The organism is Saltatorellus ferox (assembly GCA_007751475.1).
Classification (GTDB): domain Bacteria; phylum Planctomycetota; class UBA1135; order UBA1135.
This window is the reverse complement of sequence record CP036434.1, coordinates 1,619,784-1,644,804: the sequence shown is the minus strand read 5'-3', so window position 1 is coordinate 1,644,804 and position 25,021 is coordinate 1,619,784. Positions and strand designations below refer to the sequence as shown.

16 protein-coding genes are annotated in these 25,021 nt (G+C 68.1%); 7 read left to right on the top strand and 9 right to left on the bottom strand.

Translation table 11 applies throughout. The annotated features are described in order from the left end of the window. Positions 1-13: 13 nt before the first annotated feature. The gene (locus Poly30_RS06040) at positions 14-1,297 is read right to left on the bottom strand and encodes a hypothetical protein (RefSeq protein WP_145195295.1); all 1,284 of its coding nucleotides are present in this window, start codon (positions 1,295-1,297) and stop codon (positions 14-16) included. A gap of 154 nt (positions 1,298-1,451) precedes the next feature. Next, the gene (locus tag Poly30_RS06035; protein ID WP_145195293.1) at positions 1,452-3,170 is read right to left on the bottom strand and encodes an aryl-sulfate sulfotransferase; all 1,719 of its coding nucleotides are present in this window, start codon (positions 3,168-3,170) and stop codon (positions 1,452-1,454) included. A 192-nt stretch (positions 3,171-3,362) separates the two neighbouring features. Here Poly30_RS06035 and Poly30_RS06030 point away from each other — a divergent pair, with 192 nt between their 5' ends. After that, entirely contained in the window at positions 3,363-4,808 is a 1,446-nt protein-coding gene (locus Poly30_RS06030; RefSeq protein WP_145195291.1) for a hypothetical protein, read from the top strand. 108 nt (positions 4,809-4,916) lie between these two features. On the opposite strand, the gene Poly30_RS28175 is transcribed toward Poly30_RS06030, so the two are convergent. Further along, positions 4,917-5,732 carry a class I SAM-dependent methyltransferase gene (locus Poly30_RS28175; RefSeq protein WP_419191015.1) on the bottom strand — a complete coding sequence of 272 codons (816 nt, stop codon included), beginning with the start codon at positions 5,730-5,732 and terminating at the stop codon, positions 4,917-4,919. A gap of 499 nt (positions 5,733-6,231) precedes the next feature. On the opposite strand from Poly30_RS28175, the gene Poly30_RS06020 reads away from it, so the two are divergent. The 3 genes from Poly30_RS06020 to Poly30_RS06010 all read left to right on the top strand — a co-directional run bounded on the left by Poly30_RS06020 (position 6,232) and on the right by Poly30_RS06010 (position 11,135). Beyond that, positions 6,232-6,975 carry an RNA polymerase sigma factor gene (locus Poly30_RS06020; RefSeq protein ID WP_145195287.1) on the top strand — a complete coding sequence of 248 codons (744 nt, stop codon included), beginning with the start codon at positions 6,232-6,234 and terminating at the stop codon, positions 6,973-6,975. 6 nt (positions 6,976-6,981) lie between these two features. Continuing rightward, positions 6,982-9,531, top strand: coding sequence for a serine/threonine-protein kinase (locus tag Poly30_RS06015; RefSeq protein ID WP_145195285.1), 2,550 nt, complete (start codon positions 6,982-6,984; stop codon positions 9,529-9,531). Between the two features lie 65 nt (positions 9,532-9,596). Next, positions 9,597-11,135, top strand: a complete 1,539-nt coding sequence (locus tag Poly30_RS06010) for a hypothetical protein (RefSeq protein WP_145195283.1) — start codon at positions 9,597-9,599, stop codon at positions 11,133-11,135. Positions 11,136-11,195: 60 nt separating this feature from the next. Here Poly30_RS06010 and Poly30_RS06005 read toward each other — a convergent pair whose 3' ends face one another. From Poly30_RS06005 to Poly30_RS05995, 3 genes are read right to left on the bottom strand one after another with little or no spacing between them, the layout of a single operon-like run. Further along, positions 11,196-13,247, bottom strand: a complete 2,052-nt coding sequence (locus Poly30_RS06005) for a transglutaminase TgpA family protein (protein WP_145195281.1) — start codon at positions 13,245-13,247, stop codon at positions 11,196-11,198. A gap of 7 nt (positions 13,248-13,254) precedes the next feature. Then, the gene (locus tag Poly30_RS06000) at positions 13,255-14,229 is read right to left on the bottom strand and encodes a DUF58 domain-containing protein (RefSeq protein ID WP_145195279.1); all 975 of its coding nucleotides are present in this window, start codon (positions 14,227-14,229) and stop codon (positions 13,255-13,257) included. Positions 14,230-14,242: 13 nt separating this feature from the next. After that, positions 14,243-15,289 (bottom strand): AAA family ATPase, encoded by a 1,047-nt coding sequence (locus Poly30_RS05995; RefSeq protein ID WP_419191014.1) that lies wholly within the window; start codon positions 15,287-15,289, stop codon positions 14,243-14,245. A gap of 134 nt (positions 15,290-15,423) precedes the next feature. Between Poly30_RS05995 and Poly30_RS05990 the strand changes: the two genes are divergently transcribed. After that, positions 15,424-18,531, top strand: a complete 3,108-nt coding sequence (locus Poly30_RS05990; RefSeq protein ID WP_145195277.1) for an aminotransferase class III-fold pyridoxal phosphate-dependent enzyme — start codon at positions 15,424-15,426, stop codon at positions 18,529-18,531. On the opposite strand, the gene Poly30_RS05985 is transcribed toward Poly30_RS05990, so the two are convergent. Genes Poly30_RS05985 through Poly30_RS05975 form a run of 3 tightly spaced genes read right to left on the bottom strand, consistent with a single transcriptional unit; the run spans position 18,452 to position 22,276 of the window. Beyond that, entirely contained in the window at positions 18,452-19,336 is an 885-nt protein-coding gene (locus Poly30_RS05985; RefSeq protein WP_145195275.1) for a 3',5'-cyclic-nucleotide phosphodiesterase, read from the bottom strand. The genes Poly30_RS05990 and Poly30_RS05985 overlap by 80 nt on opposite strands. Before the next feature lie 34 nt (positions 19,337-19,370). After that, positions 19,371-20,735 carry a 3-keto-disaccharide hydrolase gene (locus Poly30_RS05980; RefSeq protein WP_145195273.1) on the bottom strand — a complete coding sequence of 455 codons (1,365 nt, stop codon included), beginning with the start codon at positions 20,733-20,735 and terminating at the stop codon, positions 19,371-19,373. A 44-nt stretch (positions 20,736-20,779) separates the two neighbouring features. Then, entirely contained in the window at positions 20,780-22,276 is a 1,497-nt protein-coding gene (locus tag Poly30_RS05975; protein ID WP_145195271.1) for a leucyl aminopeptidase family protein, read from the bottom strand. A 175-nt stretch (positions 22,277-22,451) separates the two neighbouring features. On the opposite strand from Poly30_RS05975, the gene speA reads away from it, so the two are divergent. Both speA and Poly30_RS05965 read left to right on the top strand, forming a co-directional pair. Further along, the gene (gene speA, locus Poly30_RS05970; protein ID WP_145195269.1) at positions 22,452-24,557 is read left to right on the top strand and encodes a biosynthetic arginine decarboxylase; all 2,106 of its coding nucleotides are present in this window, start codon (positions 22,452-22,454) and stop codon (positions 24,555-24,557) included. Continuing rightward, positions 24,520-24,966 (top strand): FKBP-type peptidyl-prolyl cis-trans isomerase, encoded by a 447-nt coding sequence (locus Poly30_RS05965; protein ID WP_145195267.1) that lies wholly within the window; start codon positions 24,520-24,522, stop codon positions 24,964-24,966. Before speA ends, Poly30_RS05965 begins: the two co-directional genes overlap by 38 nt. Positions 24,967-25,021 lie beyond the last annotated feature (55 nt).

Sequence of the window (25,021 nt, the reverse complement as noted above, 5' to 3'; positions counted from 1 at the left end):
GACTCATCCACGGTCACTGGTACGTGACGCTCAGACCATCGGTGAAATTGGACGTCGCCGCGCCCATGGCATCCGAATCGCGGTGCCATCCCTGGTAGTTCCAGGTTTCGCCGGCCATGACGGTGCCGAAGCCCATGGAGAGAGGCGTCGCGCTGAGGTCGATCGCGAGGGAGAACGAGTCCGACGCACCCGTGTTCTGCATTTGACCCGCTCCGATGTAGCGACCGATCGTGCCGCCCACACAGACGTTGCCCGCGCTACCACCGGGGTTCGGAAGGAACGCCTGCGTCTGGGACGTGATGAAGTAGCCGTTGACGTTCATGGGCAGCCCCGCCGCGGTCAAGGTCACGTCGTTGTCGAGGGCTGTCGCCGAGCCGGTCGCGGACATGGACCCGGCCATGCCGGTGGAGTTCGGGTTCGCCATGCAGTAGTTGGTGCCGATGCCACCCGTCCCTGGGCCGGATCCGTCGATGGTGAGTGAGTACTCGTTGCACCCACCGACGGTGAACATGTCCACCTCGAGAACGAGCGTCTGATCGGCGCCCGTCGTGTTCGTGTAGGTGACCGTCTCGTCGTCCGACGCCGAGAAGCCCACGGCGAGGGCTCCGGTACCCGTCCCCGGCCCTGCCACGTTGGTATCACAGGCGACCAGGGGATCCCACAGATAGAGATCGCAGTCCCCCATGGCGTCGATGAAGAAGATGCTAGCGTCGAGCGTCGCGCCGTTGGCCACGATGACCTCGTAGTAGTCGTTGTCGAATTCCTCCACGTTCAGGCCCGGGTAAGTCCCGTCACCGAGCGCGAAGGCCGTGGCGCAGTCGTCGCTGTCCTCGAACGCGTCGGGCATGGCGCAGGCGACGGTGCCTTCGGTCACGAGAACCGTGCCCATGCCCGTCGAACCGTTGAAGCCGCCGACGCGGATGAGATAGGTGATGCCCGCGGCAGCGTTCATCACGTCAGCGGAACTCTGGAGTCCGCAGGAGTCGTCGTTGCAGATCAGAAGGTTCGGCGCCATGCAATCGCCGTCGAAGATCTCGAGGGCCGTGTCGTACGTCGAGCCGCAGAGAGCGACCGTCACGATCGTGCCCGTGCCGGTCGAGGTGTAGCTATACCAGAGATCGGCAGCGCCTCCGGAGGCGCAGGCGAACGGAACGCCCGCCGTCGCGGCCGTCGTATCGAAGACCACCGCCACGTCGGCGGTCAACGGAATCGCGGTCGAGCAGTCATCGTTCTGAGCGAGAGCGGCGGAGCAGGTGAGCGCAGAGAGCGCGGCGAGGCGAATCAGCGAGTGGTTCATGGCAGTGTGAGTCAAAATTTGGGAAATGGGTCTGGCTCTGGATACTACGCGGCGATTTCGGAACTCGCCATGCTCGGCCGCGGCGGGAAAACCCCGATCCGATTGGATCCCGGTGTTCCTCAAAGGCCGCGCGACTCGAAGAGCCTGCGTCGACCTATTTCGGTTCGGAAGAAGCGAGGCGCGACGCCACCGGATGATCCGCGAGGTAGCGGTTGACGCGGAAGATGGCGAATGCGCCTTGTGGCCCGCCTCCGCCGCGCCCTACGCCCGGACCACCCGCTTCCGGGGGGCCCGCTCCAGGGGGGCCGCCTTCAGGCCGGCCGCCGTCCGGGCCAGGACCTCGCCGGGCGCGACGGCCTCCGCCCGGCGGCGGACCTTCGGGGCGCTCGCCGCCTGGAGGACCCCGGCGACCTCGGGGCCCTCCGCCCGGGCCTCCTTCTTCCCGGGACGCGATCGGCTGGAGGTAGTCCCACACGATCTCGCCCGCGGGCGTGACCTCGATCGTTCGGCCTTCCTCGCCGAGGCACATCAGGGTGTGGCCGCTCGCGAGTCTCTGGGCGCCGCTGATGTGGCCGTTGTAGAGCTTCGTCAAGCCGCCGTCGTAGGACCAGACGAGTTCGGCGGGGACGGGCAGGCCGTCTTCGGTGAGCGCGAAGCCGGCCTCGGGCGTGAAGGGGAGCTTGTATTCGTCGACCGACGAGCGATCGCCGCCGGGGCGGCCTCCGCCGTTGTTGAAGACCGTCACGTGGATCTCATCGCCGACGTTGGCGAAGCGCGCGTCGTGCTGAGCGAAGAGCTGGCGGGGTGCGTTGCCCCCGTAGTTCGACGGGCGGCCAAAGCGGTAGAGAAGGTCGCCCCCATGGCCATGGCGGCCGCCCTGGCCGGTGCGCGCCTCGGCGGTCGTCGTCGAGTGGTCGAGGATCCAGACCTCGCTCGCCTCGCGCACGCTGATGGCGACCAGGTCGTGGGCCGGGTCGTAGTCGATGCTGTTCGTGTGCATCCAATCGGAGCCGGTACCGAGGCCGCCGCCCTGGTCGTCACTCTCATCATCGCCGCCGCTGTAGCCGAGGCCGCGCAGGTGCTCCTCGACCTCCTTCTCCTTCGCCACTTCCTCGTCGGTCTTGGGCCGCGCGAGCACGTCGTAGTTGACGTCGATGCGGCCGGGCACGCGGATCGAATCCGAGTAGTTCTTGTAGTCAGGGTTGCGGTCCTGAACGAGGTGATCCCAGGCGTGCCATTCCCACACGACCTCGGCTTCGTGAAGGCCCCTGGGCGCAAGCTCGATCACCGCATCGGGCCAAAGGCCGTTCTCTCCGACCTGGTCCCTGTCGCGACCGTTGCGCATCGCGTCCTTCTGGCCCGCGAGTTCCCACACGATCGCCAGCACGTGGCCGTTCGGCATGGGCGCGATGTCGTGGTGCTGGCGCTGGGTCTCGTTCGACAGGAGGTAGTCCCAGAGGAGTTCACCGTCCCAAGAAATGCGCTGGATCCGGCCGCCCTCGCCGCCGCCACGGAACGGCGCGTCGCCCGCATCCTTGGCGGTGCGCAGGATGCTGCCGTCCTCGAGAAGGTAGACGGAGTTCCCTGGCGTGTAGTCGCTCTTCCAGGTGTGCACCGTTTCGCCAGCAGCGTTCACGAGGTAGGTCTCCTTCGAGCGCAGCGGAGTGAAGAGAGTCAGCCCGCTGTCCGCCCCGTCGGTCCTGCGCTGGAGGCCGCGCTTCACCTCCGCGCCGGAGGCTCTCCCGGGACCACCGACCTCGGGTGGCGCGGCCACGGCCTGGGCGCCCGCGTGGGCCAACAGCGTCATTCCTGCGAGCGCGAGCGTGGCCGCTGTGCGGCGCGCGGGCCGCCGATTCTTCGATGGGTGCTTCATGCGGCCAAGGGTAGCCCGGCACGCCCCCACGCCGAACCTGGGCTCTCATGGTGCGCTCATCGGGAGCCCCTTGGACCTCGTCCGGAGATTCCCACCGAATCTTGGCAGCCGCTGGGACGGATCCCGCATGCCTCTGTGAGCCGGCGATGGTCGCGCGGTTCGCCCTCGAACACACAAGTACCCCCTCGCGCCATGTCCTCCTCGATCCGCCCCCACGCCGCTGCCATCCTCGCCCTTCTCCTGAGTGCCTCCCCGGCTCTCTCCCAGGGACTCGGCTCCCGTGACCGCGTCTCGCCCGGGTCGCAGACCGGCGGAGCTCCCGTCGTCGGACGCGGCTACGGCGGCCAGACGGGCCAGACGGGCCAGACGGGGCCGACGGGCCAGACGGGGCAGGCCGGCCAACCCGCGCCGTACGGCCAGCCGACCCCCTACGGTCAGGCCGGCAGCACGACGGGCGGTGCTGGCCAGCCCGGACAGCCGGGTCAGTTCCCCGCGCCGGCCCCCGCGCCGGCCGACACCTACGCCGGTCAGTGGAAGGGCCAGGCCTCCTGGCCGCTCCCCGGCGGCGTGATGATGACCTTCCCCGTCACCGTCGACGTCGAGCGCGAAGGCCAGGGCTACCGCATGCGCTACTCCGCCGAGATCCCGGCACAGTCCCCCGACATCCAGCCCAGCCCGACCCGCTGGACCGGCACCTTCCGCGGCGGCGTCCAGCAGAACCCGGGCAGCCCGCAGGGCTATCCCCAGCAGGGCCAGAACCCCTACGGCCAGCCCACCGCTCCGGTCCCCGCCTTCTCCTTCCTCATGGGTGAGTCCCAGGACTACAGCGTCCAGGTGCTGAACACCGGCCAGACCCAGGGCCCCTGGTACGTCTCGATCGGCCTCATGGCCGAGAACGGTCGCCTCTCGGGTCAGGTCGGAAGCCCGCAGATCGGATTCGCCCAGTTCCAGCTGGACCGCGCTGGTGCCATGCCGGGCTTCCCTGGCCAGCCCGGCCAGCCGAACCAACCAGGCTTCCCCGGCCAGCCGGCCGCCAACACCCTCCAGGGCCAGTGGAGCGGCACGGCCAGCGACACGCTCGACAACGGTCAGCCCATCCAGTTCCCCGCCCAGCTCAACGTGACCCAGGACCCGGCGACCGGCCAGGTGCGCGCCACCTACTCCAGCACGATCCCCTACCCGGATCCGGAGAGCGGGCAGACCGTTCAACTGCTCGTCGAGGAGACCTTCACCGGCACCATGCAGAACGGCAAGGCGTCGCTCAGCTGCCCCAACGTCCGCATCCTCGAAGCGCGCTCCCGTCAAATGCTGACCTCGTTCCCCGCGAGGCTCGAACTCACCCTCGGCGCCCAGGGAATCACGGGGTCGCTCGGTAGCGAAGAGATGGGGTACACCCAGCTTCAGCTTCAGCGCTCGACGGGTGCGCCCGGCGGCATGAACCCGGGCGGCATGAACCCCGGCGGTATGAACCCTGGCGGTTGGAACCCGGGCGGCTACGGCCCCCAGGGCCCGAACAGCGGCGGCTGGGGGCCGGGTGGACAGCAGCCCGGCGGCTGGGATCAAAGCGGCTGGGATCAGGAAGGGTCGTATGAGGAGTACGGCACCTGGTCCGACATCCCGACCGGCTCCGGCTGGTAGTCCGGATACAGGGAGAGATTCGAGGTGCCTGCTCAACGAGCGCGACGCTGTAAAGCGCTCGCGCTCGTTCTCGTTCCATGCCTCTGCAGGTACCGCGCAGAACGCGCTTCAGGAGACTTCGAGCGGAAGCTGCGCCGCAACGCCGACCAGCGTGCTGCTAAAGACGCGACGGCCCGCGGCGAGCGCCTCGAGCCTCGACGCGATCGCATTCGCGTCCATCTCCGCCGGGTGCGGAATCCCCACAGCGGCTGCCTTGCGTCGCATGCCGACGACCGTTCGGCCAAGCAGAGCGAAGATCCTCGGATCGGACACCCCGTCGTGGCGCTTGGCGCGGTGCTCCATGCGCGGCGTGAGTCCTGAATCCACGAAGACATCGACGAGCCTCAGCCCCATGTTTTCGTGCACACCCGCGGTCACGCCATAGCCCTGAATCTCGTGATGCAACGCGGCGAACTCAAGGGACTCAGGCTCCGTCCGGCAATAGCTGGAGTGGTCCGCATCCTGGATCAGTACGTAGCCACCCGGCCGAACGAAGCTCGCGACCTTCTTCACGGTCGCCACAGGGTCATCGCAGTACATGAGCACACACCGCATGAACGCCAGATCGAACGCCTGGTCGGGTCGATACTCTTCGATGGACTCGGGGACCGGCTCGAAGAACTTCACTCCTGGTGGAAGCCGCCGCGACGCAATCTGCATGGCGGCGCGATCCGGGTCGAGCCCTGTGATGTGGAGACCGGGGCCGAATCGCTCGGCGAGAACGGCATGATTGGCCCCCGTTCCGGTGCCTATATCGAGAACACGCTTCACGCCCTCCGCCTCCACCGCTGCCAAGAAACTCCGCGTCAGCGGCCTGAAGAGATCGTCCTGACGCTGAAGCCGCTCGTGCTCCTCCGCGTCGTGCTCGAAGGGATAGTGAATCATCGATACTTCCTCGGAAGATGGCCCCGCTGGCGCTCTGGGTGGCAATGACGCATGCGAACCGCGACAACCGATCATTAGAACGGTCGAACACGGAAGAAGGGCCAGCGTCAGCATGGACTCTTGGCCGCACTGCGACTCGCGCTTGCGCGACGACCCTTCGGCCATGCGCTGATCACCAGGCCGGGCCAGCCGCGCCAGGCCGTCACGTCGAGGCCCTCTCCAACCAGCGCTCTTCCCCTGGAATCTCGCGACCCCGCGGGGCTCTCCCGTGGACTTTCCGCGCCGAATTCCCCGCGGGGCCGCCCCCACCCCAACGGCGGCCCAGTGCTGCAAAAAGGGCGCTCCAGCCCCTGCCAAGGCCCATCTCGTGACTCCTCGCCGCCCGGGTCCCGGGGCCGCACACGGAGGCCGCAGAGAAAAAAAATCAAATCGAATCGCCAGTGCCCCGGAGCCCAGCCGCCATGGATAGTGGAAGGAGAACGTTCCTTCCCACCTCACCATGAAGACGACACACGATCCCGCCCCCTCCGAGCCGCCGACGGAGTCCTTCGCCTGCTCATCGGACTCGGCGACCCCGGAGCATCCCGCTTCGAAGGCGTCGGATCGCAGCCCCGGAGTCTCTTCAGGGTCCTCTCAGCTCGACGCCTCGATGCAGCGTTTCCAGGAGCAGCTGAAGGGCGCGGCCGCGGGCGACGAAGTGGCGCTGAACACGCTGTTCGAGCGCTTCTACCCCGTCGTGCAGACGATGGTCCACCGCCGCCTCGCGATCGAACTGCGGGCGAAGCGCCCCTGGCTGCTCGCCCGATTCAGCACCGGCGACGTGGTTCAGGAGGTTTTCCGGAGCGCTCTCCGCGACCTCCGCGCGTTCTCCGGGAACTCCGAAGACGCCTTTGCCGGCTACCTCGCGATGATCGTCCGCAACCGCATTGTCGACTCGATCCGCTTCCACCACGCGAGCCAGCGCGACCGCCGCAAGGCCGTCGACGAAAACGAAGCCGAGCTGCGCGTATCGGGCGAGGAAGACCCATCCGACTCGATGGAGTTCGACGAAGAGGTCGGCCGCTACCGCGCGGCACTGGAAACCTTCGAAGAGCGGGAACGCCTCCTCCTCCGAGCACGCTTCGAGAAGACCCACTCGTTCGACGCGCTTGCCGAAGCGCTCGGCTACTCGTCGCCCTATGCCGCTCGTCGCGCCTTCTTCAAGGCACAGGCGATCCTGACCCAGCGCCTCGAGCACAGGTAGCCTCCCTTGACTGTTTCTCCCACCCCCGAGTCGGCTCCGGATCCAGAGCTCGAAAGCGAGGACGACCCGACGCTCGCCCACCTGGTCGCCCAGGCGCTGGAGCTGATCGAAGAGGACGGCGACGGCACGTCGATCGACTGGCTGTGCAGGCACCGGCCCGACCTCAAGCCGCGCGTGGAAGCCGCCATTCGCCTGGCCGGACGGTTCCCCTCGCTCCAGCGCCAGGCGCTGGATTCAGAGGGAACGCCGCTCTTTCGCGACCGTTACGAGGTCGAGGAACGGATCGGCTCGGGCGCCATGGGCGCCGTCTGGGCCGCCCAGGACACTCGCCTCCACCGCCGTGTTGCGATCAAGGTCCTCGGGAACTCGCTGGACCTCCACGCGACCAGCCCCGAACGATTCGAGCGCGAGGCGAAGGCCCTGGCCGCTGTGCGTCACCCGTCCATCGTCACGGTCCACGACAGCGGTTTGACGGAGTCGGGCGAGCCCTACCTCGTCATGGAGAACGTGGAGGGAATCTCGCTCGCCGATTTCCTCGACCGACCCGAAGGAGAGAGTGACGACTGGACGGAGCGACTGCGCAGCGCGCTGAACGCTCCGTCCATGACTCCCACGGAGTCGACCTACGAGCGCCAGGTCGTCCGCTGGATCGCGGAGCTCGCTGACGGCCTGCTCGCCGCCCACCGGGCCGGTGTCGTCCACCGCGACATCAAGCCGTCGAACATCATGATCCGGACGAGCGGCGAGGCGGTCCTCGTGGACTTCGGCATCGCCCACGTCGAAGGCCATGCGGAGCTGACGGGCACGGGCGTCTCCATCGGCACGCCCGCCTACATGGCGCCCGAAGCCCTCGATGGCCAGCGCGCACGGCGCGAACAGGGCGAACTCCACGGCCTCGACGTGTGGGGTCTTGGCGCCACGCTCCATCACGCCCTCGTGGGGCAGCCCCCTTACGTGGGATCGGCCTCCGACGTCATCCACGCCCTGGCGACGCGCGCACCGGCCCCCATCGAACGGCTGGCACCGGATCTGCCGAAGGACCTGCGAGCGATCATCGAGCACACGCTCGAACGCAGTCCGTCACGGCGCTACCGCAGCGTCGCCGATCTGAGCCAGGACCTCCACGCGTTCCTGGATCACCGCCCCGTCAGCGTTCGACCCGTCGGTCGGACCGGCCGGATCCTGCGTCAGGCGCGGACCTCCCGCGCGCTGCGGGGAGCCGCCGTCGCGGTCGCCCTGGTGGCGGTCCTCCTGGGGGCGCGCTGGCTCCATGGGCAGCGCCAGGAAGCCAGGGTCCAGGAAGGCATCGCCGCGATGGCCGCCGTCCCCGCGAATCTCACCGTCACGATTCCGTCCATGCGGATGATCGCCACCGAGGACGATCGCACCGCCATGCTCGGCACCCTCGATCGCCTGGTGAGGAGCGGCCAGCACCCCGTCGCAGCGCGCGCGCTTCGCGCGTCCCTGCGGCTCGACTTCGGCGATGCTGCTGCGGCGGCCGAAGACATGCGCGCGATCGCCCGCGAACTTGGGACCCCCTACGCCCGGGGACTGGCTGATGCCTACGGGCAGCTCTCGCCGGGGGCCGGCGCTGGCGACCTCGTCCTCGAGGGCCTGCCCGCCGCCGAGGTGCCGCTCGATCACTACCTGTTCGGCTACCACGAACTCCGCCAGCTCCGCCGCGAGACGGCTCGCGAGTCTTTCTTGATGCCGGGCCTCGAAGGACACCGCCACGCGCGTGAACTCGCCGTGCTCTGCGCTTCGCTGGAGATCGACAAGCACCCCAGGTCCAAGCGGCCGCAGGCGCGCGACGACGCCGCCCAGGCCATGCTCAAGGAGGCCAGGCAACTGGAGTCGGACTTCGGCTATCGCAGCGCGATGAGCGCCTCGCTCATCGCGACAGCACTCGGCACGCTCCGTCGCTGGAACCAGACCTTCGACATGACGCAGGAGTCGCTGAAGCTCTCGCCCTACTCGGTCCCCACGCTGGAGAACGCGGCCCTCGCCGCGCAGAAGCTCCGCCGCCACGAAGACGTGGATCGCCTCGTCGAACTCGGGGACCGGCTGATCCCGGACCATCCGAAGCTGAACGAATACTGGATTCGCTCGGCGACGGGGGCCGGACTGACCGACGAAGCGCTGGAGCGGATCGAGGTCGCTAGCCTCAGGCCAGAGTCGCAGCGAGCGTTCCTTCGAGCCCTCACGATCACGAACGAGGCCATCGCTCGCTGGATGGAAGGCGACGAGGTCGCCATGGGGTCCTGGAGTGACCGCGCGCTCGAAGCCTGCCGGGAAGGCGATCCCGACGGCAAGAACGGTCGATACCAATCGCTTCGGCTGCTCGTCGATGGACTCCGTTCGGACGATCTGCCGTCGCTCTTCGTCGCGGGCCTCGCGCTGCACGAGACCAACGAATTCTCCGTCTACTTCCTCGACTTCCTGTGCAGGACTTTCCCTGAAACTGTCCCCCCCGAGGCAGGGCCCTACCTGCGCTCCTTCCTCGAATCGGTGCGAGACACCGTCCGAGCGGGCGACCTCGTGGAGCGAGCGGACTGATCTGACCCAAACCATCCCCGTGCGGCTGGAGCCGCGTCCTTGCCCCTTTCAGAAGAATTCCGACCATGATCCTCACGCTTTCGCTCGCGATGATGGCTGCCCAAGGCGGCAGCACTCCCAATTCGCCCAACCCGCAGATCCACCGTGGCATGGCTCCAGCCTGGGCCGCCACGTTGACGCTCGCGAGTGCCGACGACGAACTGCAGCTGAAGCCTCCCGGGCGCATCTCCGCTCCGATCGGCAGCTGGGCTCCGGGGACGAACACCACGGTCGCCGACTTCACGTTTTCCCAGCTCGTCACCAATCACCCGTTCAGCCTGCAGGGCCCGAACTCCCCGGTGGCGATGGATGCTTTCAGCACGGGGCGGAGCCGCATTCCGCGGTTCGACTCGGACGGGGTCCCGCTCCTGGCGGGCGCCACGATTGCGAACTGGATGGCGATCGCGGTGTCTGTCTCCAACGGATCGAACGGGATCAACAACGGCCATATCAGCCGCGTCCGTGCCAACCAGATCGATCCAGGCGCCGAGATCATTGCCCACTACCTGGATCCCAACAACGCGCTCGACGTCAACCTGAGGGGCAAGACATTGGTCGAGACCCGGCGTGCCGACCTCGGGTTTGCGCAGAACGGGCCCGAGGACATCACGAGCCTCGACTACCCGCTCGGAGCGCTGACGTACAACCAGTCCACCGCGGCCTCTGTCTTCTTCACCGGCGATCAGAACACGGTCTACTTCTCGGTCTCCAAGGAATGGTACCAGGCGGGCAATACCGCGGCCTTCGCCGATGACGGTTCCGGTAGCCTCGTCGACGCCCACCCGGGTGACATCTACGGCATGACCTTCAGCGGCAACGAGTGGCAGATGCCGTTCGTTCACGTGTCGCGCGTGGAGCTGGCGAATGGCACTTCGGTCAACCCTGACTTGATCGACGTCGACGCACTCGATATGGACGCGGATAACGGGGTATTCCTGTTCTCGTCGACCCAGGAGACAGGGTTCCCGAGCCAGCTCATGGTGATGCAGCGGAACGACTTGAACGGAAACGGAAAGCTCACTTCGCGGCCATTGAAGGCAAACTCCAACACGAAGCTCACGGACAAGCTCGACATCTCCGATGCCGTCGACGGTGACGAGGCCGATGCCCTCTGCACGTTCGACCCGGAGATTGGTAGCTACGATGATCAAGTGGCCACCGCCGCGAACCCATTCGGCTGGGTTCAGTCCGCCACCCCCCCCGGCCTCTGGGCTACCGGAAATCGTGTCGGTATCAGCGCCGCAAGGCGGGCCAACGTGCGCCCCAACCAGGGCAACCCGGACGATCTGCATGTGCTGCTGACCGGCTACGGGGGCGCCGGCCTTCCGGAGGCGCAGGCTGTCACGTTCTTCGTGGGATTCAACGGTTCCCTTGGGGCGCTGACCGGTTGGATTCCACGCTCTGACATGGGGCCGGGGGATACGTCCGAGCTCATCATTCCGTTGCCAGCCACCGCGAGCATCGGCGACGTGCAACTCTTCGGCTTCCTCGGAGCGTGGGACTCGGCCGGAAACATCCTCAGCGGATACCCCCGGTTGAGCTGGGCCAGCACGCTGAAGCTCTAGGAGTCTCCACCGGCTGGCTCACAGCGTGAGCAAGACCCCCTCTTGCTCATCGCTCCATCCTCACGGGCGCGGCGCTGCGAAGCGTTCGCGCTCGTGTTCGTTCACGGCCTTCCGCAGGCTCTTCACGGACTCCACGTCCAGCTCGCCCATGGCCTCGACTCGGCCCAGAAGTGCCCGCGGCGTCTCCCCGATCTCCAGCTCGACCTTCGCCGAGCGCATCGTCGCGCGGAGCGCGCGGATGCTGGCCGGAGTCTTCTCTCGCCGCCGCTTGCGAAGGAAGGCGATCACGAGGCCGAGCAGCGTCGCCACCCCGACCGACGCGGTGGGATGGGCCCGACAGAGGGACAGGAAGCGTCCTGGAGCCGCCTGGACCCACGCGGTCAGGATCGCGCGGCTCTCCGCATCGAACGTCGTCACCCGCGTCCAGAGCGCCACGAGCGCCGCGTTCGCGCGGTCGATCCAGCCCTCGCCCTCGGCATCCGGATCCGCCGCTGGCGTCGGGTCGAAGGTGACCCACTCCCCTTCGAGCCAGGCTTCCACCCACGCGTGGGCCGACGTCGAGCGGACCGTCCACATGCCGGTCTCGGGATCGCGATCACCCACCCGGAACCCCGTCACGACGCGGGACGGGATCTCCTGGGACCGCAGCATCGTCGCCAGGGCGGACGCGAAGAACTCGCAGTGGCCGCCGCGCTCCGACGTCAGGAACGCGTGGAGCGTATCGGCCGGTCCGTCCGCGCCCTCCTCGCCCTTGCCGCTGGCGGGCAGCCTGTAGGGATAGCGGTCGCGCAGGTAGCTGGAGAAGCGATCCGCGATCTCCGGAGCGCTGGCCTCGTCGGGCAGACGTTCACGCAGCTTGGCTGCGAGGTCCGCCGCCGTGCTCGTGTGAATGGACGGATTGAGCTTCAAGAACGCCCTCGGATCCGGCGCTCCCGACGATTCGATCGGAGACAGAAGGAGCTCGTAGCGCAGCTCGCCTGGATTCGAATAGCGCAGCGTTCCGTCGCGCTCCGCCTGGAAGATCCCCTGCGAGTGCTGCGGCCCGAGCTCCGCCATCGCCGTGTCCTGGGGCATGAAGAGTACCCGGGTCGACCCGCCCGCCCGCGTCACTCGAACGCGCTGGGGCTCCTCGATCGCCTGCTCTTCCCCCGAAGCGTCGCCAGGCTCGAGGTCCCCGGCGAGATCGCGCACGGGTCGAACGACGGACCGGTCCGTGGGGCCTGCCCGCCAGCTCGCATCGCCCGTGTCCATCTGCGCCACGGGCCCCTTGAGCTTCGCCCAGGATCCATCCCTCAGATGCTGCCCGAGGGTCGTGCCTCGCCAGAGAGAAGGGAGATTCTCGACCGGACTCCCCGCGGGCGAGATCGTCATCACCACGCGTCCGAGATCAGCGTCTGCGCCGCCCCGCTCTCCGAGCTCCAGGGACTCCGAGAAGTCCACCTTGGCCTGCGCATCGTTCGGACTGAACTCGAAGTAGCGCGACAGAAGCGCCTCGCGCTGGAAGTCCCGGGGCCAGAAAACGAAGACGGCGAGCGCCAACCCGAGGAGCACGAACGAACGCTTGGCCCCGTCGAATGCCACCGCCCGTGCCTCGGCGCGCGTGAGTCGCCTGTCCGGACGGAAGATGGACAGGAACTGCAGCCCGAGCACGTAGAACGGCACGTAGGCAAGGAACGCGCCCGCGAAGCCGAGATCGACCGTGATGTAGCCGGTGATGATCGCGATCAGGTACGAGTTCAGGAAGAGCAGGTCCGGCCGCTGATCCCGGTGCAGGTTGTTCAAGAGGTGAACCTGGCAGAGCGCAGCGAGCGTCAGCCCGTCCTGGAGCACGAACGCGAGGTCCGCCGACATCGCGTGCCGCAGCAGCAGCGTGAAGAAGCCGAGCACGCCGAGGTTCCACAGAGAGCGATAGACGAAGCGCTCCTTGAAGCGCGCGAAGAACGACGACGTCAGCGTCAGAACGTAGAGCGGCGCGAGCCAGGCGAGGCTGGCGGCCTCGGTGAGCTGGACGAAGACGAGGTTCAGGAGCACGAGCCCGACCATGCAGGCGTGCAGGGAGGGACTCGGGATCGCGTCCTCGCTTTCGATCTCGCTCGCGGCGGAGCGGAGCATCCGGCGCTCAAGCACTGAGGGACCTCCGGGGCAGTCGCAGGACCGTGGGAGACACCGCAGGAGGCGCAGCGCCGTCCATGGGAATCACCTGCGCGGACGCGAGGAAGTAGAGCGCGCGATCGAAGGGCTCATGCCCTTCACCGAAGGTCATGTTGAGGTCCTGGCTGCGGATCGCGAGCACCTCCTTGCCCTCACGCGCAAACTGCACGAGAGCCGACAGATCCGAGAGTGCTTCTTCGAGCTCAGCCGCCGAGCAGCGGCGATCGAGAACGACCTCGAGGCCCTCGCCCCCGCCGCCTTCCCACTCCAGAACGACGAGTTTCCCCCGCCGCGCGCTCGCGCGCCAGTGGATCGAGCGCAGGCTGTCGCCCTCGCGCCGGTCCCGAAGGCCCGAGGGCTGCATGTCGCCGTCGCCGCTCACGTTCGAACCCAGCATGTCGCGCACGAAGTCCTCGGCGGTCCTTCCGCCCGAGGCGTCCGTCACGGACGTAGGCTGCGGGAACACGACGACTTCCGTGGGCGCGTCCGCCAGGGTCAGGATCCGCTTCATGAGGCCGAAGGGGTAGCTGGACCAGACCTCGGCGCGGAACACCGGATAGACGCCGCGCGGGAGCGCTGGCACGGCCAGGCTCGACTGCGCGCGTCCACTGAGCACGGCGACGCCGCCGCTGGCGCGAAGGGGCCGCTTCTGGCCAGGAAACTGGACGAGCAGCGTGGCGTTCACGTCGAAGAGGCGCCCGCGCTCGGCGTGGAACCGGACGGCGACTCGCGCGGGCGTGTTCGCGACGACCGCGGGCAGCTCGTCCACCTGCGCGGTGAGGCCGCGCAGGCTGCTCGACGTCCAGGCGAACGCCAGGATCCAGTGCAGCGTCAGGAACGCCAGCAGAAGGAAGAAGAGGTTCACGTACGGCGCGGACACGTACGCGACGACGACCGTCGCGTAGAACACGAGCGAGCGGACTCCGAACAGCGTGAGCTTCAAGAGGCCCCTCGAATCAGAGGGTCACCGGGACGCGCTCGAGGGCTCCCTCGATGACGCGGAGCGCGCTGCCGCCGCCCTTCAGGAACACGCGGTGACTCAGGACCGGAACGGCGAGCGCCTTGAGGTCGTCGGGAAGCACGTAGTCGCGCCCGTGGATGAGCGCGCGCGCACGCGCCGCCACCAGCCACGAAACCGCCGCGCGCGGGCTGACGCCGAGCGCCACCGACTCGTCGCTGCGCGTTTCCTGGACGATGCTGTACGCGTACTCGGCGACGGGCTCGGAGACCTGGACCGTGGGAACGGTGGCCTGCAGCAGCACGAGCTGCTCGCGGGTCAGCGCCGGCTTCAGCTGCTCCAGGGATGCCTCGCTCGCCCGCGCGCGGTAGAGCCCGCGCTCGGAGGCGGCGTCGGGGTAGCCGAGTTCGACGTGGACGAGGAAGCGATCGAGCGCGGCCTCGGGGATCGGGAACGTGCCGTGGAATTCGATGGGGTTGCGCGTCGCGAGGATGGCGAACGGCGTGCCCAGGCTCATGGTCTTGCCGTCCACGGAAACGGCGCCCTCCTCCATCGCTTCGAGCAGGCACGAAAGCGTGCGCGAACTGGTGCGGTTCACCTCGTCGGCGAGCACGACGTTCGAGAAGAGCGGGCCGGGCAGGAACTCGAAGGTCTCCTCGCCAGCGCGCCAGACCGACGATCCGACGATGTCGCTCGGCATCAGATCGTTCGTGAACTGGATGCGCGTGAACGTGCAATCGAGGCAGCGCGCCAGGGTCCGGGAGAGCAGCGTCTTGCCGGTACCGGGAATTCCCTCGATCAGGCAGTGCCCGCCCGCGACGAGCGCGACGAGGATCGGCTCGAGCACCTCGTCGGTGACGGATACGACCGACTGGACGCGCCTCCTGAGCTCGGCGAGGGCCTCCATCGCGACCTCGGAGACGGCCTGTCCCGTGGCGGTGACCGCGCGGGCGATGGCGTCGGTGTCCATGGGCTCCGCGTGGCTGGATAGGGCGTCGCTGGATCTTGGGTCCGTGGAGGCCTCAGGTGAAACGTGGTCGCTCATGTCGTCGGGTCGGTCGCGGGGCGGAAGAGCCGGATTCGTCAAGCAGAGTCATCGACGCATTCCGCGAAAACCCTTTGAAGAACCGTCGGACGGCACGGCACGGAGCCGCGGCCCCTGGGCTACCCTCCCCGGCCATGGACACCAGCTTGGCGAACGGAGAAGTGGCCGCGGCGGCGGAGATCGCCCGGGAGGCCTTCGGGCTGGACCTGGGCGGGCCAGGTGAGCCCAGGAGCGCTCGCGTTCAGGCCCTGCCGGGCGATCAGGACCGAAACTTCCGGGTCGAGGACGCCCGCGGGGAGGTCTATCTGCTGCGACTCTTCGTCTCCGGGACCCCGCGGGCCACGATCTCCTTCCTGCGCGACCTGACGGATCACGCCTGCGCGGCCCGGCCGGAGCTGGCCGCTCGCCTCCAGCGCTTCGTCGGCGAGGGCGAGCGGATCCAGAGCGTGCGCTGGGACGGCCGCGACGTCGACGCCTGCCTGCTGACGTTCTTGCCCGGGCAGCTTCTCTCCAGGGTCCACCCCCACTCGCCCGAGCTGATCGAGGACTTCGGGCGGGTCCTGGGCCAGCTCGCGACAGCGCTGGCGGATTTCCAGGGCCGCCCCGTCGAGTTCGCGCCCCAAGGGGACGTTCGAGGGCCGAGCTGGACGCTCCTCGACGCTCCGGAAGAGATCCTCCCGCGGCTTCATTTCATCGAGAACAAGGCCCGGCGCGGGCTCGTCGAGGCCGTCCTGGATCGCCACGTGGACACCGTCGAAGCGGCCGTCGAGAGGCTGCGCTGCGCCGTCGTTCACCAGGATGCGAACGAGAACAACCTGCTGGTGGAAGCGACCACCGCCGGGAGCCGCGTGACCGGCCTCATCGACTTCGGCGACGCCTGCTACACCGCGCTCGTGGCGGAGCCCGCCATCGCGGCGGCCTACGTGGCGTTCGACAAGAAGGACCCGCTCACGGCGATGGCGCGGCTCGTCGCGGGCTTCCACGCCGAGTTCCCGCTGACCGACGAGGAGTTCGACTGCGTCTTCGACCTCGCGCGCCTCAGGCTCGCCATGAGCGTCGCCGTTTCGAGCGAGCGCGCCGCGGGCGACGACGTCGATCCCTACCACCTCGTCAGCGCCGCGCCCGCCTGGCGCGTGCTGGAGCAGCTGGAGCGCGTGCATCCGCGCTACGCGACCGCGGTCTTCCGCGAAGCGGCCGGGCTCGCACCTCTCGGGGACGCGACGGAGCGCTTTCGAACCTGGGCCGAGCTCCACCGCGCGGACTTCGCGCCCGTGCTCGGGACGGCGCTGGAGGAAGCGCCACGGGTGGACCTGTCGATCGATTCGCCGCTGCTGCTCGCGGATCCGACCGACGCGGGCCTCGACGTTTCCATGGCCGAATGGGGCGGGCGCGTCGAGGCGATCCGCAGGGCCTCCGGGGCCGCGGCCGCCGCTGGCTACCACGACGAGACCCGACTGCTGTACGACACCGAGGCCTTCTCGGAGAACCGCGAAGACGGGCCCGAGCCGCGCACCATTCACCTCGGGGTCGATCTCTTCGGCCCGGCCGGGACCCGCGTGTTCGCGCCGCTGGAGGGCACGGTGCTGAGCGTACAGCGCAACGACTTCGCGCTCGACTACGGTCCCACGGTCATCCTGGAGCACGAGCCCGAAGACGGCCCGGCCTTCGCCACGCTGTACGGACACCTCGACGGCGAGGTGCTGAAGCGACTCCAGCCGGGCGCCCGCGTCTTCCCGGGTGACCTGATCGGAGAGTTCGGCGGCGAGCACGAGAACGGCGGCTGGCCTCCGCACCTGCACTTCCAGGTCTACCTCGATCGCTTCGAGGAGGCGGGGAACCTGCCCGGCGTGGCATCCCCCAGGCGCCGCCGCGTCTGGACCGCGATCTCGCCGGATCCCGCGCCGCTCCTGGGGCTCGACTCCTGCGCAGCGGAAGAGCCGCGAACCGAGGATGTCCTGTCAGAACGGCGCGCGCGCTTCTGCACGTCGATGTCGATCAGCTACGACCGCCCCGTCCAGATGGTGAAGGGCCGCGGGACGACGCTCTTCGACGCCGAGGGCCACGCGTTCCTCGACGCGGTGAACAACGTCCCCCACGTCGGCCACTGCCATCCGCACGTGGTCGCCGTCGGCGCGCGGCAGATGGCGCTGCTCAACACGAATACGCGCTACCTGAACGAAACGCTTCTGCGGTATGCGGACAAGCTACGGGCGAAGCTGCCTCCCCACCTGGAGGTGATCTACTTCGTCTGCAGCGGGTCCGAGGCGAACGAGGTCGCGCTGCGCCTCGCGACGGCTGCCACCGATGGGGCCACCGAGACGCTGGTCCAGGAGCACGGCTACCACGGGCACACGGGGGCGACGGTCGCGCGGAGTCACTACAAGTTCGCGGGCTCGGGCGGCTTCGCGCCTCCGGGCGACGTGCACGTGATCCCGATCGCGGATCCGTTCCGCGGCGTGCATCGCGGAGCGGACTCAGGGCCGAAGTACGTGGCCGAGGTCGAAGCGATCCTCGAGCGGCTCGCGGCGGAAGGCCGCCGTCCGCGCGCGATCCTGGCGGAAGCGATCATCGGCTGCGGCGGCCAGGTGGTGCCGCCTGCGGGCTATCTCGCGGGGGCCTTCGACGCGGTCCGAGCCGCGGGCGGCGTGGCGATCGCGGACGAGGTCCAGGTGGGCTTCGGCCGCGTGGGCAGCCACTTCTGGGCGTTCGAAGAGCAGGGGGCGCGGCCGGACATCGTGACGATGGGCAAGCCGATGGGAAACGGCCATCCGATCGCGGCGGTGGCGACGACGCGGGAGATCGCGGAGCGCTTCGCGGGCGGGATGGAGTTCTTTGCGACGTTCGGCGGGAACAACGTGTCCGTGGCGATCGGCGAGGCGGTGCTGGACGTGATCGAGGCCGAGGGCCTACAGGAGAACGCCGAACGAGTCGGCGCGAGGTTCTTCGCGCGGATGGAGCCCATGGCCGAGCGGTATCCGTGGATCGGTGACGTGCGCGGGCGCGGGCTGTACCTGGGCGTGGACCTGGTGAAGGACCAGGAGACGCGCGAGCCGGATGGCGCTGCGGCGAGGTACGTCGCGGGTCGAATGCGCGACAAGGGGATCCTGATCAGCACGGACGGGCCGCATCACAACGTGCTGAAGATCAAGCCGCCGATCGTTTTCAGCGTGGCCGAGATGGATCGACTGGTAGAGGCTCTGGGGGATGTGCTGGGAGAGACGGCGGTCCAGAGGACGGCGTGACTCCGCCGATCGTCACTTCCGATCCCGGCTCCAGGAGCTCCACCCTCGGATCCCGCAGCGCCTCGACGCAGCGGATGATCTCGCCGCGGTAGGCTGGCTTCATGTGGGTGATGAGCACGCGCACGCCGTCCGGCACCTTCCGAAGCTCCTCTCCCAGCAGCATCGGCGTCAGATGACCCGACGGCCGCGCGATGTGTTCCATCCAGTCCGGAAAGCTCGTCTCCAGCACCACCGCTCGCACGTTCGGCTGATCGCGAACGACTTCCCAGAGGCGCTCCGTCGGGCCCGAGTCCGAGGCGAACACCACGGCGTCCTCACCGTCACTGATCCAGTAGCCGGTCGTCGGCACCGGGTGGTCGACCCGGAAACCGAGAACCTCGAAGCCCGCGATCTCGCACGGCTCCTCCGGCGACACCATCCGGAACTGCATCAGCGGACGCCCGTCCTCCTCCTTCAGCTCCTCGAAGTTCGGGAAGATCACGTCGTTGAAGAAGTGAGCGCGCAGCGCCTCGATCGTCTCCTTCGTCGCGTGCACCGGTATCGGCGCCCGATCCTTCGAGAGCAGGGCTTCGAGCCACATCGGAAGGGTCGCGATGTGGTCGATGTGCGCGTGGGTCAGGAGCACGTCGCGGATCCGAGCCATGTCCTCGGCCTCCCCCACCATGCCCAGGCTGCCCGCGTCCACCGCCAGCGGCCCCGGACCGAGATCACTCCGAAGGATGAAGCTCGTCAGCGGCTGGGACGGCGGCAGACCGTCCGTGGCCGGGATCCGGTGAAACGCGCTGGGCAGGAGACGCAGGTGCATCGGCGAGGGGAGTCGTGGGGTCTCGGGGAAGGAATCAGCGCGCGGACGGGCCCATCTCGGGCAGCTCGCGGATGAAGAGGTTGCGGAACGAAGCGCCCACTTCGCTCTCCGATTCGGCGGCCGATCCGTGGCGCTGCATGCCGATGAAGCCGGCCTTGGCGCGCTCCGCGAACGGCGGGCCGCCCTTCGGCTCCAGGGTCGCGGTGTCCACGTCCCAGAGCAGAGTCCCGTTGAGCGCGCAGTTCATGCGACTGCCGACACACGTGATGAGGTACGTGTTCCACTCACCGATCGGACGGAGCGCGCTCTTGGACGGAGCCACGGCCCCGTAGAGGCCACCCGTGAACTGGTAGGGCGCGAGCTTCGACCCCGAGGCCGCTTCCCAGTTGAAGTCGTCGAGGATCTGCACCTCGGTGCCGTTGAAGCTCGGGTTCGTGCCGTCGTCGACCGAGCGCAGGTACACGCCCGAGTTCGCGAGCTTCGTGAGCTGGAAGTCCATCCGCAGCTGGAAGTTTCGGTAGTTCGTGCGCGCCGTCCGGATCTCCCCCGCCGTACCGGAGTGCAGCGCTTCGATCACGCCGTTGCGCGCGCGGTAGCCGGCCGCCTCGAAGGCCTCCGCCGTCATGGGGCCGCTGCCGCCGTTCGGGACCCAGCCGTCCAGGTTGACGCCGTTGAAGAGCGGTTGCCAGCCGCTGGCCTCGCCCACCGCCGTCAGCGTCATCATCCCGCTCTCGTCGACCGTGAAGTTCTCACCGGCCATGGGCGGAAGCCTGCGCGCGCGCAGGTTCTTGAAGCGCACGGCCGCGTCCTCGGGATCGTTCATCCCGCCGTGGACCTGGATGCCGATCCGGCCCTCCGGCGTGAACGCCTCGTCCATGCCCTCGGGCACCTGGTAGTCGACGACGAGCTTGCCGTCGATCCAGCCCATGAGGTGCATCGGATGACCGACGCAGCGCACGCGCGTGTGGCACCACTCCCCCGAACGCCAGGCCGCGTCGCCGCCCGACTGATGGAAGAGGTAGCCGTTCGAGTAGATCCCGAAGAGTTCGCCGCCTGGCCTGTCATCCAGCGTGAACTGAGCGCCGCGCTTCTGCGGCAGCATCCGGACGAAGATGCCGCTGTCGAACGGCGCGTTGATCTTGACGTCGCACTCGAACTCGAAGTCGCCGAAGAGCTGCTCCGTGTAGAGCAGGCCGCCGCGCGCGCCCTCGGCCTCGCGGCCCAGGATCACGCCGTTCTCGACGGACCAGTCCGCGTCACCGTCGTAGGGGCCGCCCTTCTCGGTCCAGCCTTCGAGCGTCTTGCCGTCGAAGAGATGGATCCAGCCGTAGTGATCCTGCTGGGCGGGACCTGCGACCGACGCCAGGGCGAGGGGAGCGAGAAAGGTGTGAAGCAGCATGGAGAGTCGAATGAGGGGCCGTCGAGTGAGGAAGGCGGGAGAGATCAGGCGAGATCGCGGACGGCCTGCGCCAGAAGCGCCACGCCATAGCCGGTCGCCCGACCGCCGCGCATCGCAGGATACGCCATATCCACGTGGGCCCACCGGGCATCCGTGTCGTCCATGTGCCAGTGAACGAACTCGGCCGCGCAGCTCGACTGGGCGTTGGCCCGATTCGCCACGGAGTTGCGCATATCGGCGATCTGGCTCTTGAACTCCGCCCTGTAAAACTCCGGTGCATAGGGCAGCGGATGGACGAGATCGCCGCTCTTGCGGCCGGCCTCGATGATCGTCGCCTCGATCTGTGCATCGTCCGCCACGAGCGCCCCGTGCATGATGCCGGTGGCGACTCCCTGGGCGCCGGTCAGCGTGGCGATGTCGATGACGATGTCCGCGTTCAGCTTCCGGGCCGCGTAGCTGACGCCGTCGGCGAGGAGCAGGCGCCCCTCCGCGTCCGTGTTGTTGATCTCCACGGACTTGCCGCTGTGCATCCAGATCACGTCGTCGTTCTTGAACGACGCGGGCCCGATGGCGTTCTCGGCCAGGCAGATCACGGCGCTGACGGTGCAGGGAGCGCCGCCCTTGACCAGCGCGCAGAACGCCCCGAGGACGGCCGCCGCGCCGCCCATGTCCATCTTCATGCCCACCATGGCGCCGCTGATCTTCAGCGAGAGCCCGCCCGTGTCGTAGGTCACGCCCTTGCCGACGAGGGCGATGTGCTTGCTGCCCTTCGCCTTCGTGGTCGGCTTGTACGTGAAGACCAGCATCCGCGGCTCCTCGACGGCGGCGCGGCCCACGGCGTGGATGCCGCCAAGGCCCGCCCGGAGGAGCGCGTCGCCGACGAAGGCCTTCCGGGTGAGCCCGTTGACGCCGCGCAGGAGCTTGGCTGCCTCGTCCTGAAACGCCTTGGGGTTGAGGTCCGTGGGCGGCGTGTCCACGAGGCGCCCGGCCTCGCGGGAGTAGTCGATGACCGAGGACAGCCACTTGGGCGGCGTGATCGGGGCCTCGTCCGGGCCGATCGCCATGATCCCGAGCTTGGGGCCCTGCTTCGATTCCACCGGCGCGCTGGAGCCCGGACCGGACTTTCTCGTGAGCTGGAACAGCGGAAGCGCCCTGGCGACGCCGCAGGCGGCCGCGGCGAAGTGATCCGGGTCGTCCAGGAAGAGGAGAATGGCGGCGCTGCCGCTCCTGCCGGTGTTCGACTGCGCCACGACCCGCCGGATGGCCTCCGCCCGGGAGGGCGAGTTATGCCGCGACACCTCGTCGGGGAGCACCCCGATCGCCAGCTTTCGGGGCTCCTCCCCGGTCAGAGTCCCCGCCGCGAGCCCCGTGAGGCCCGGGTCGAGGTCGCTCGCCAGGTCGAGCGCGAGCCGCATGATGGGCTCGGGCAGCGCGTCGAGGAACGATCCGTCGTCGAAGCGCGCCTTGGGGGCGATGATGAGAAGGGCGTCGATGCCCTTCAGAAGGCTGGGGAGACTCTTGGTGATCCTGATCCGCGTCATGGCAAGAAAATAGCGATCTGGAACCCGATGCCGCACGACTTCCTTGCGGTCTTCCTGGTTTGAACTCACCAGCCAGGACGGACAGGGCGGTATTCTTCCGCCCCCGCGAAACGCGGCGGCCGGCCGGGTCGTCGCGTGTTTCGCTCCCTTGGCTCCCGAGCAGGAGTACCGCCGCATGACCCGTTGGACGACCGAACACAGCGCTGACCTCTATCTCGTCGAGAAATGGGGGCAGCCCTACGTAAGCGTGAACAAGCAGGGTCGGATCAGTATCTATCCGGAAGCGACCGACGAGGAGAAGGGTCCCGGAATCGATCTGTACGAGCTCGTCGCCCAGATTCGCAGGCGCGGGGTGCACACGCCGCTGCTCCTGCGCTTCGACGGGCTGCTGCGCGCCCGCGTGCGGGACATCAACCGCGCCTTCAACAACGCGCGACAGGAATACGGCTACGAAGCGCCGTACCGCGGCGTGTTCCCGATCAAGGTGAACCAGGAGCGCTCGGTCGTCGAGACGCTCATGGACGAGGGCCGCAAGCACGGCATGGGGCTCGAAGTCGGCAGCAAGCCGGAGCTCATCGCGGGCATCGCGATGGAGGCCGGCGAACACGCGCTGATGATCTGCAACGGATACAAGGACGACGAGTACGTCGAAACCGCGATCCTCTCCAGCAAGCTGGGCATCACGTCGATCATCGTCGTCGAGAAGTTCACCGAACTCGCGACCTGCATCAAAGCGTCGAAGGAACTCGGCATTCGCCCGCGCATCGGAGTGCGTGCGAAGCTGTCGATCCGCTCCTCGGGTCGGTGGCAGGATTCGGTCGGCGATCGCTCGAAGTTCGGCCTGACCACGCGCGAGATCGTACGCGTCGTCGACACGCTGAAGCGCGAGGACATGCTCGATTGCCTGGAACTCCTGCACTTCCACATCGGTAGCCAGATCACGCACATTCGTTCGATCAAGCAGGCGATGCGCGAGGCCACCAACATCCTCGCGGGCCTCACGGAGCTGGGCGCCACCATCCGCTGGTTCGACGCGGGTGGCGGTCTCGGCGTCGACTACGACGGCTCGAACACCGACTTCGAATCGAGCAGGAACTACTCGCTCCAGGAGTACGCGAACGACGTCGTCTACGCGCTCCACGAAGCGGTGCAAGAGCACGGCATCACCGCGCCGACCATCGTGACCGAGTCCGGGCGCGCGCTCGTCTCCCACCACGCGGTCCTCGTGGCCGAGGCCATGGGCGTGACGACGTTCGACGCCCACGACGACCCGGCTCTCCTCGAAGTCACCGAGGATACGCCCGAGGTCGTCGTTTCGATGGCGGAGCTCAGCGGCAACATCACCGCGCGGAACTACCTGGAGACGCTCCACGACGCCGGCGACCTGCGCGAGCAGGCCATGCTTCTCTTCAACACGGGCCAGCTCCGCCTCGACGAGCGAGCCCAGGTGGAAGAGCACTACTGGCGCGCCTGCCACGCGGTGCTCGCGATGGGCCGCAAGGCCGACTACGTTCCCGAGGACGTCGGCGACCTCGAGAAGGCGCTCGCGGACACGCTGTTCCTGAACATGTCGGTGTTCCAGTCGCTCCCCGACGCCTGGGCCATCGGACAGATGTTCCCGGTCGTTCCGATTCACCGTCTCGACGAAGAGCCGAAGCGCCGCGCGGTCATCGCGGACCTCACGTGCGACTCGGACGGCAAGATCCAGCGCTTCATCGACCTGCGAGGCGTCAAGAGCACGCTGGAAGTCCACGAGCAGAAGCCCGGCGAGGGCTACTTCATGGGCTTCTTCCTCGTCGGCGCGTACCAGGAGATCCTCGGCGACATGCACAACCTGTTCGGTGACACGAACGTGGTGCACGTCGACCTCGCCGAGAACGGGACGCCCAAGCTCGTCCACGTGCTCCGCGGCGATCGCGTGCGCGAGGTCTTGGAGTACGTCGACTACGCCGAGGCCGACCTCCTGCGCCAGCTCCGCGGCCGCGTGGAAGACGCGCTCCAGGCCGGGCACCTCACCTACGAGGAGTCCGCGCAGTTCTGGAAGCGCTACGAGTCGGCGCTCGCCGGCTACACCTACCTCGCGCCGCGCTTCGAGATCCAGGCCGACGAGGCGGCCAGCCTGACGCCGCAGCCCCCTGGGACCCCTTCTTCCGCCGCAGATTCCGTCGCGGCAGATTCCCCCGCCGCGAAAGCACCCACCACCGGGGCTTCCTCCCCGCAAGTCAACGACAACGCCCCCTACCATGCCGAATCAGATAGCGAGTCACGGGTCAACCGTTAGCCTCAAGCTCGAGGTCCTCGGCGAGGACGGAGAGGTCGTCGAAACGAGTGATCCCGACGAGGACCTGGAGATCGTGATCGGCGAGGGCGCTCTGCCCCCGTCGGTCGAGGAAGCGCTCGTGGGCGCCGAGCTCCACAAGGAGTTCGAGGTCACGACGCCAGCCGGCGAGGCCTTCGGCGAGTACAGCCTGGAATCGATCGTCACGGTGCCGCGCGAGGACTTCCCGGATGACCTCGAGCTCGAGAAGGGCCAGGACATCATGGTCGGGGTCGAAGCGGACGACGGAACCGAAGGCGAGATCGACGCGAAGATCGTCGAGGTCGACGGGGACGCCGTCATCCTGGATGCGAACCATCCCCTGGCCGGGAAGGCCGCGATCTTCAGGGTCACGATCACCTCGATCTCCTGACGCGCCGCCCGTAGCCGCGCCCCGCGTTCCGCGCCCGGCGCCCATGGAGCGCAGG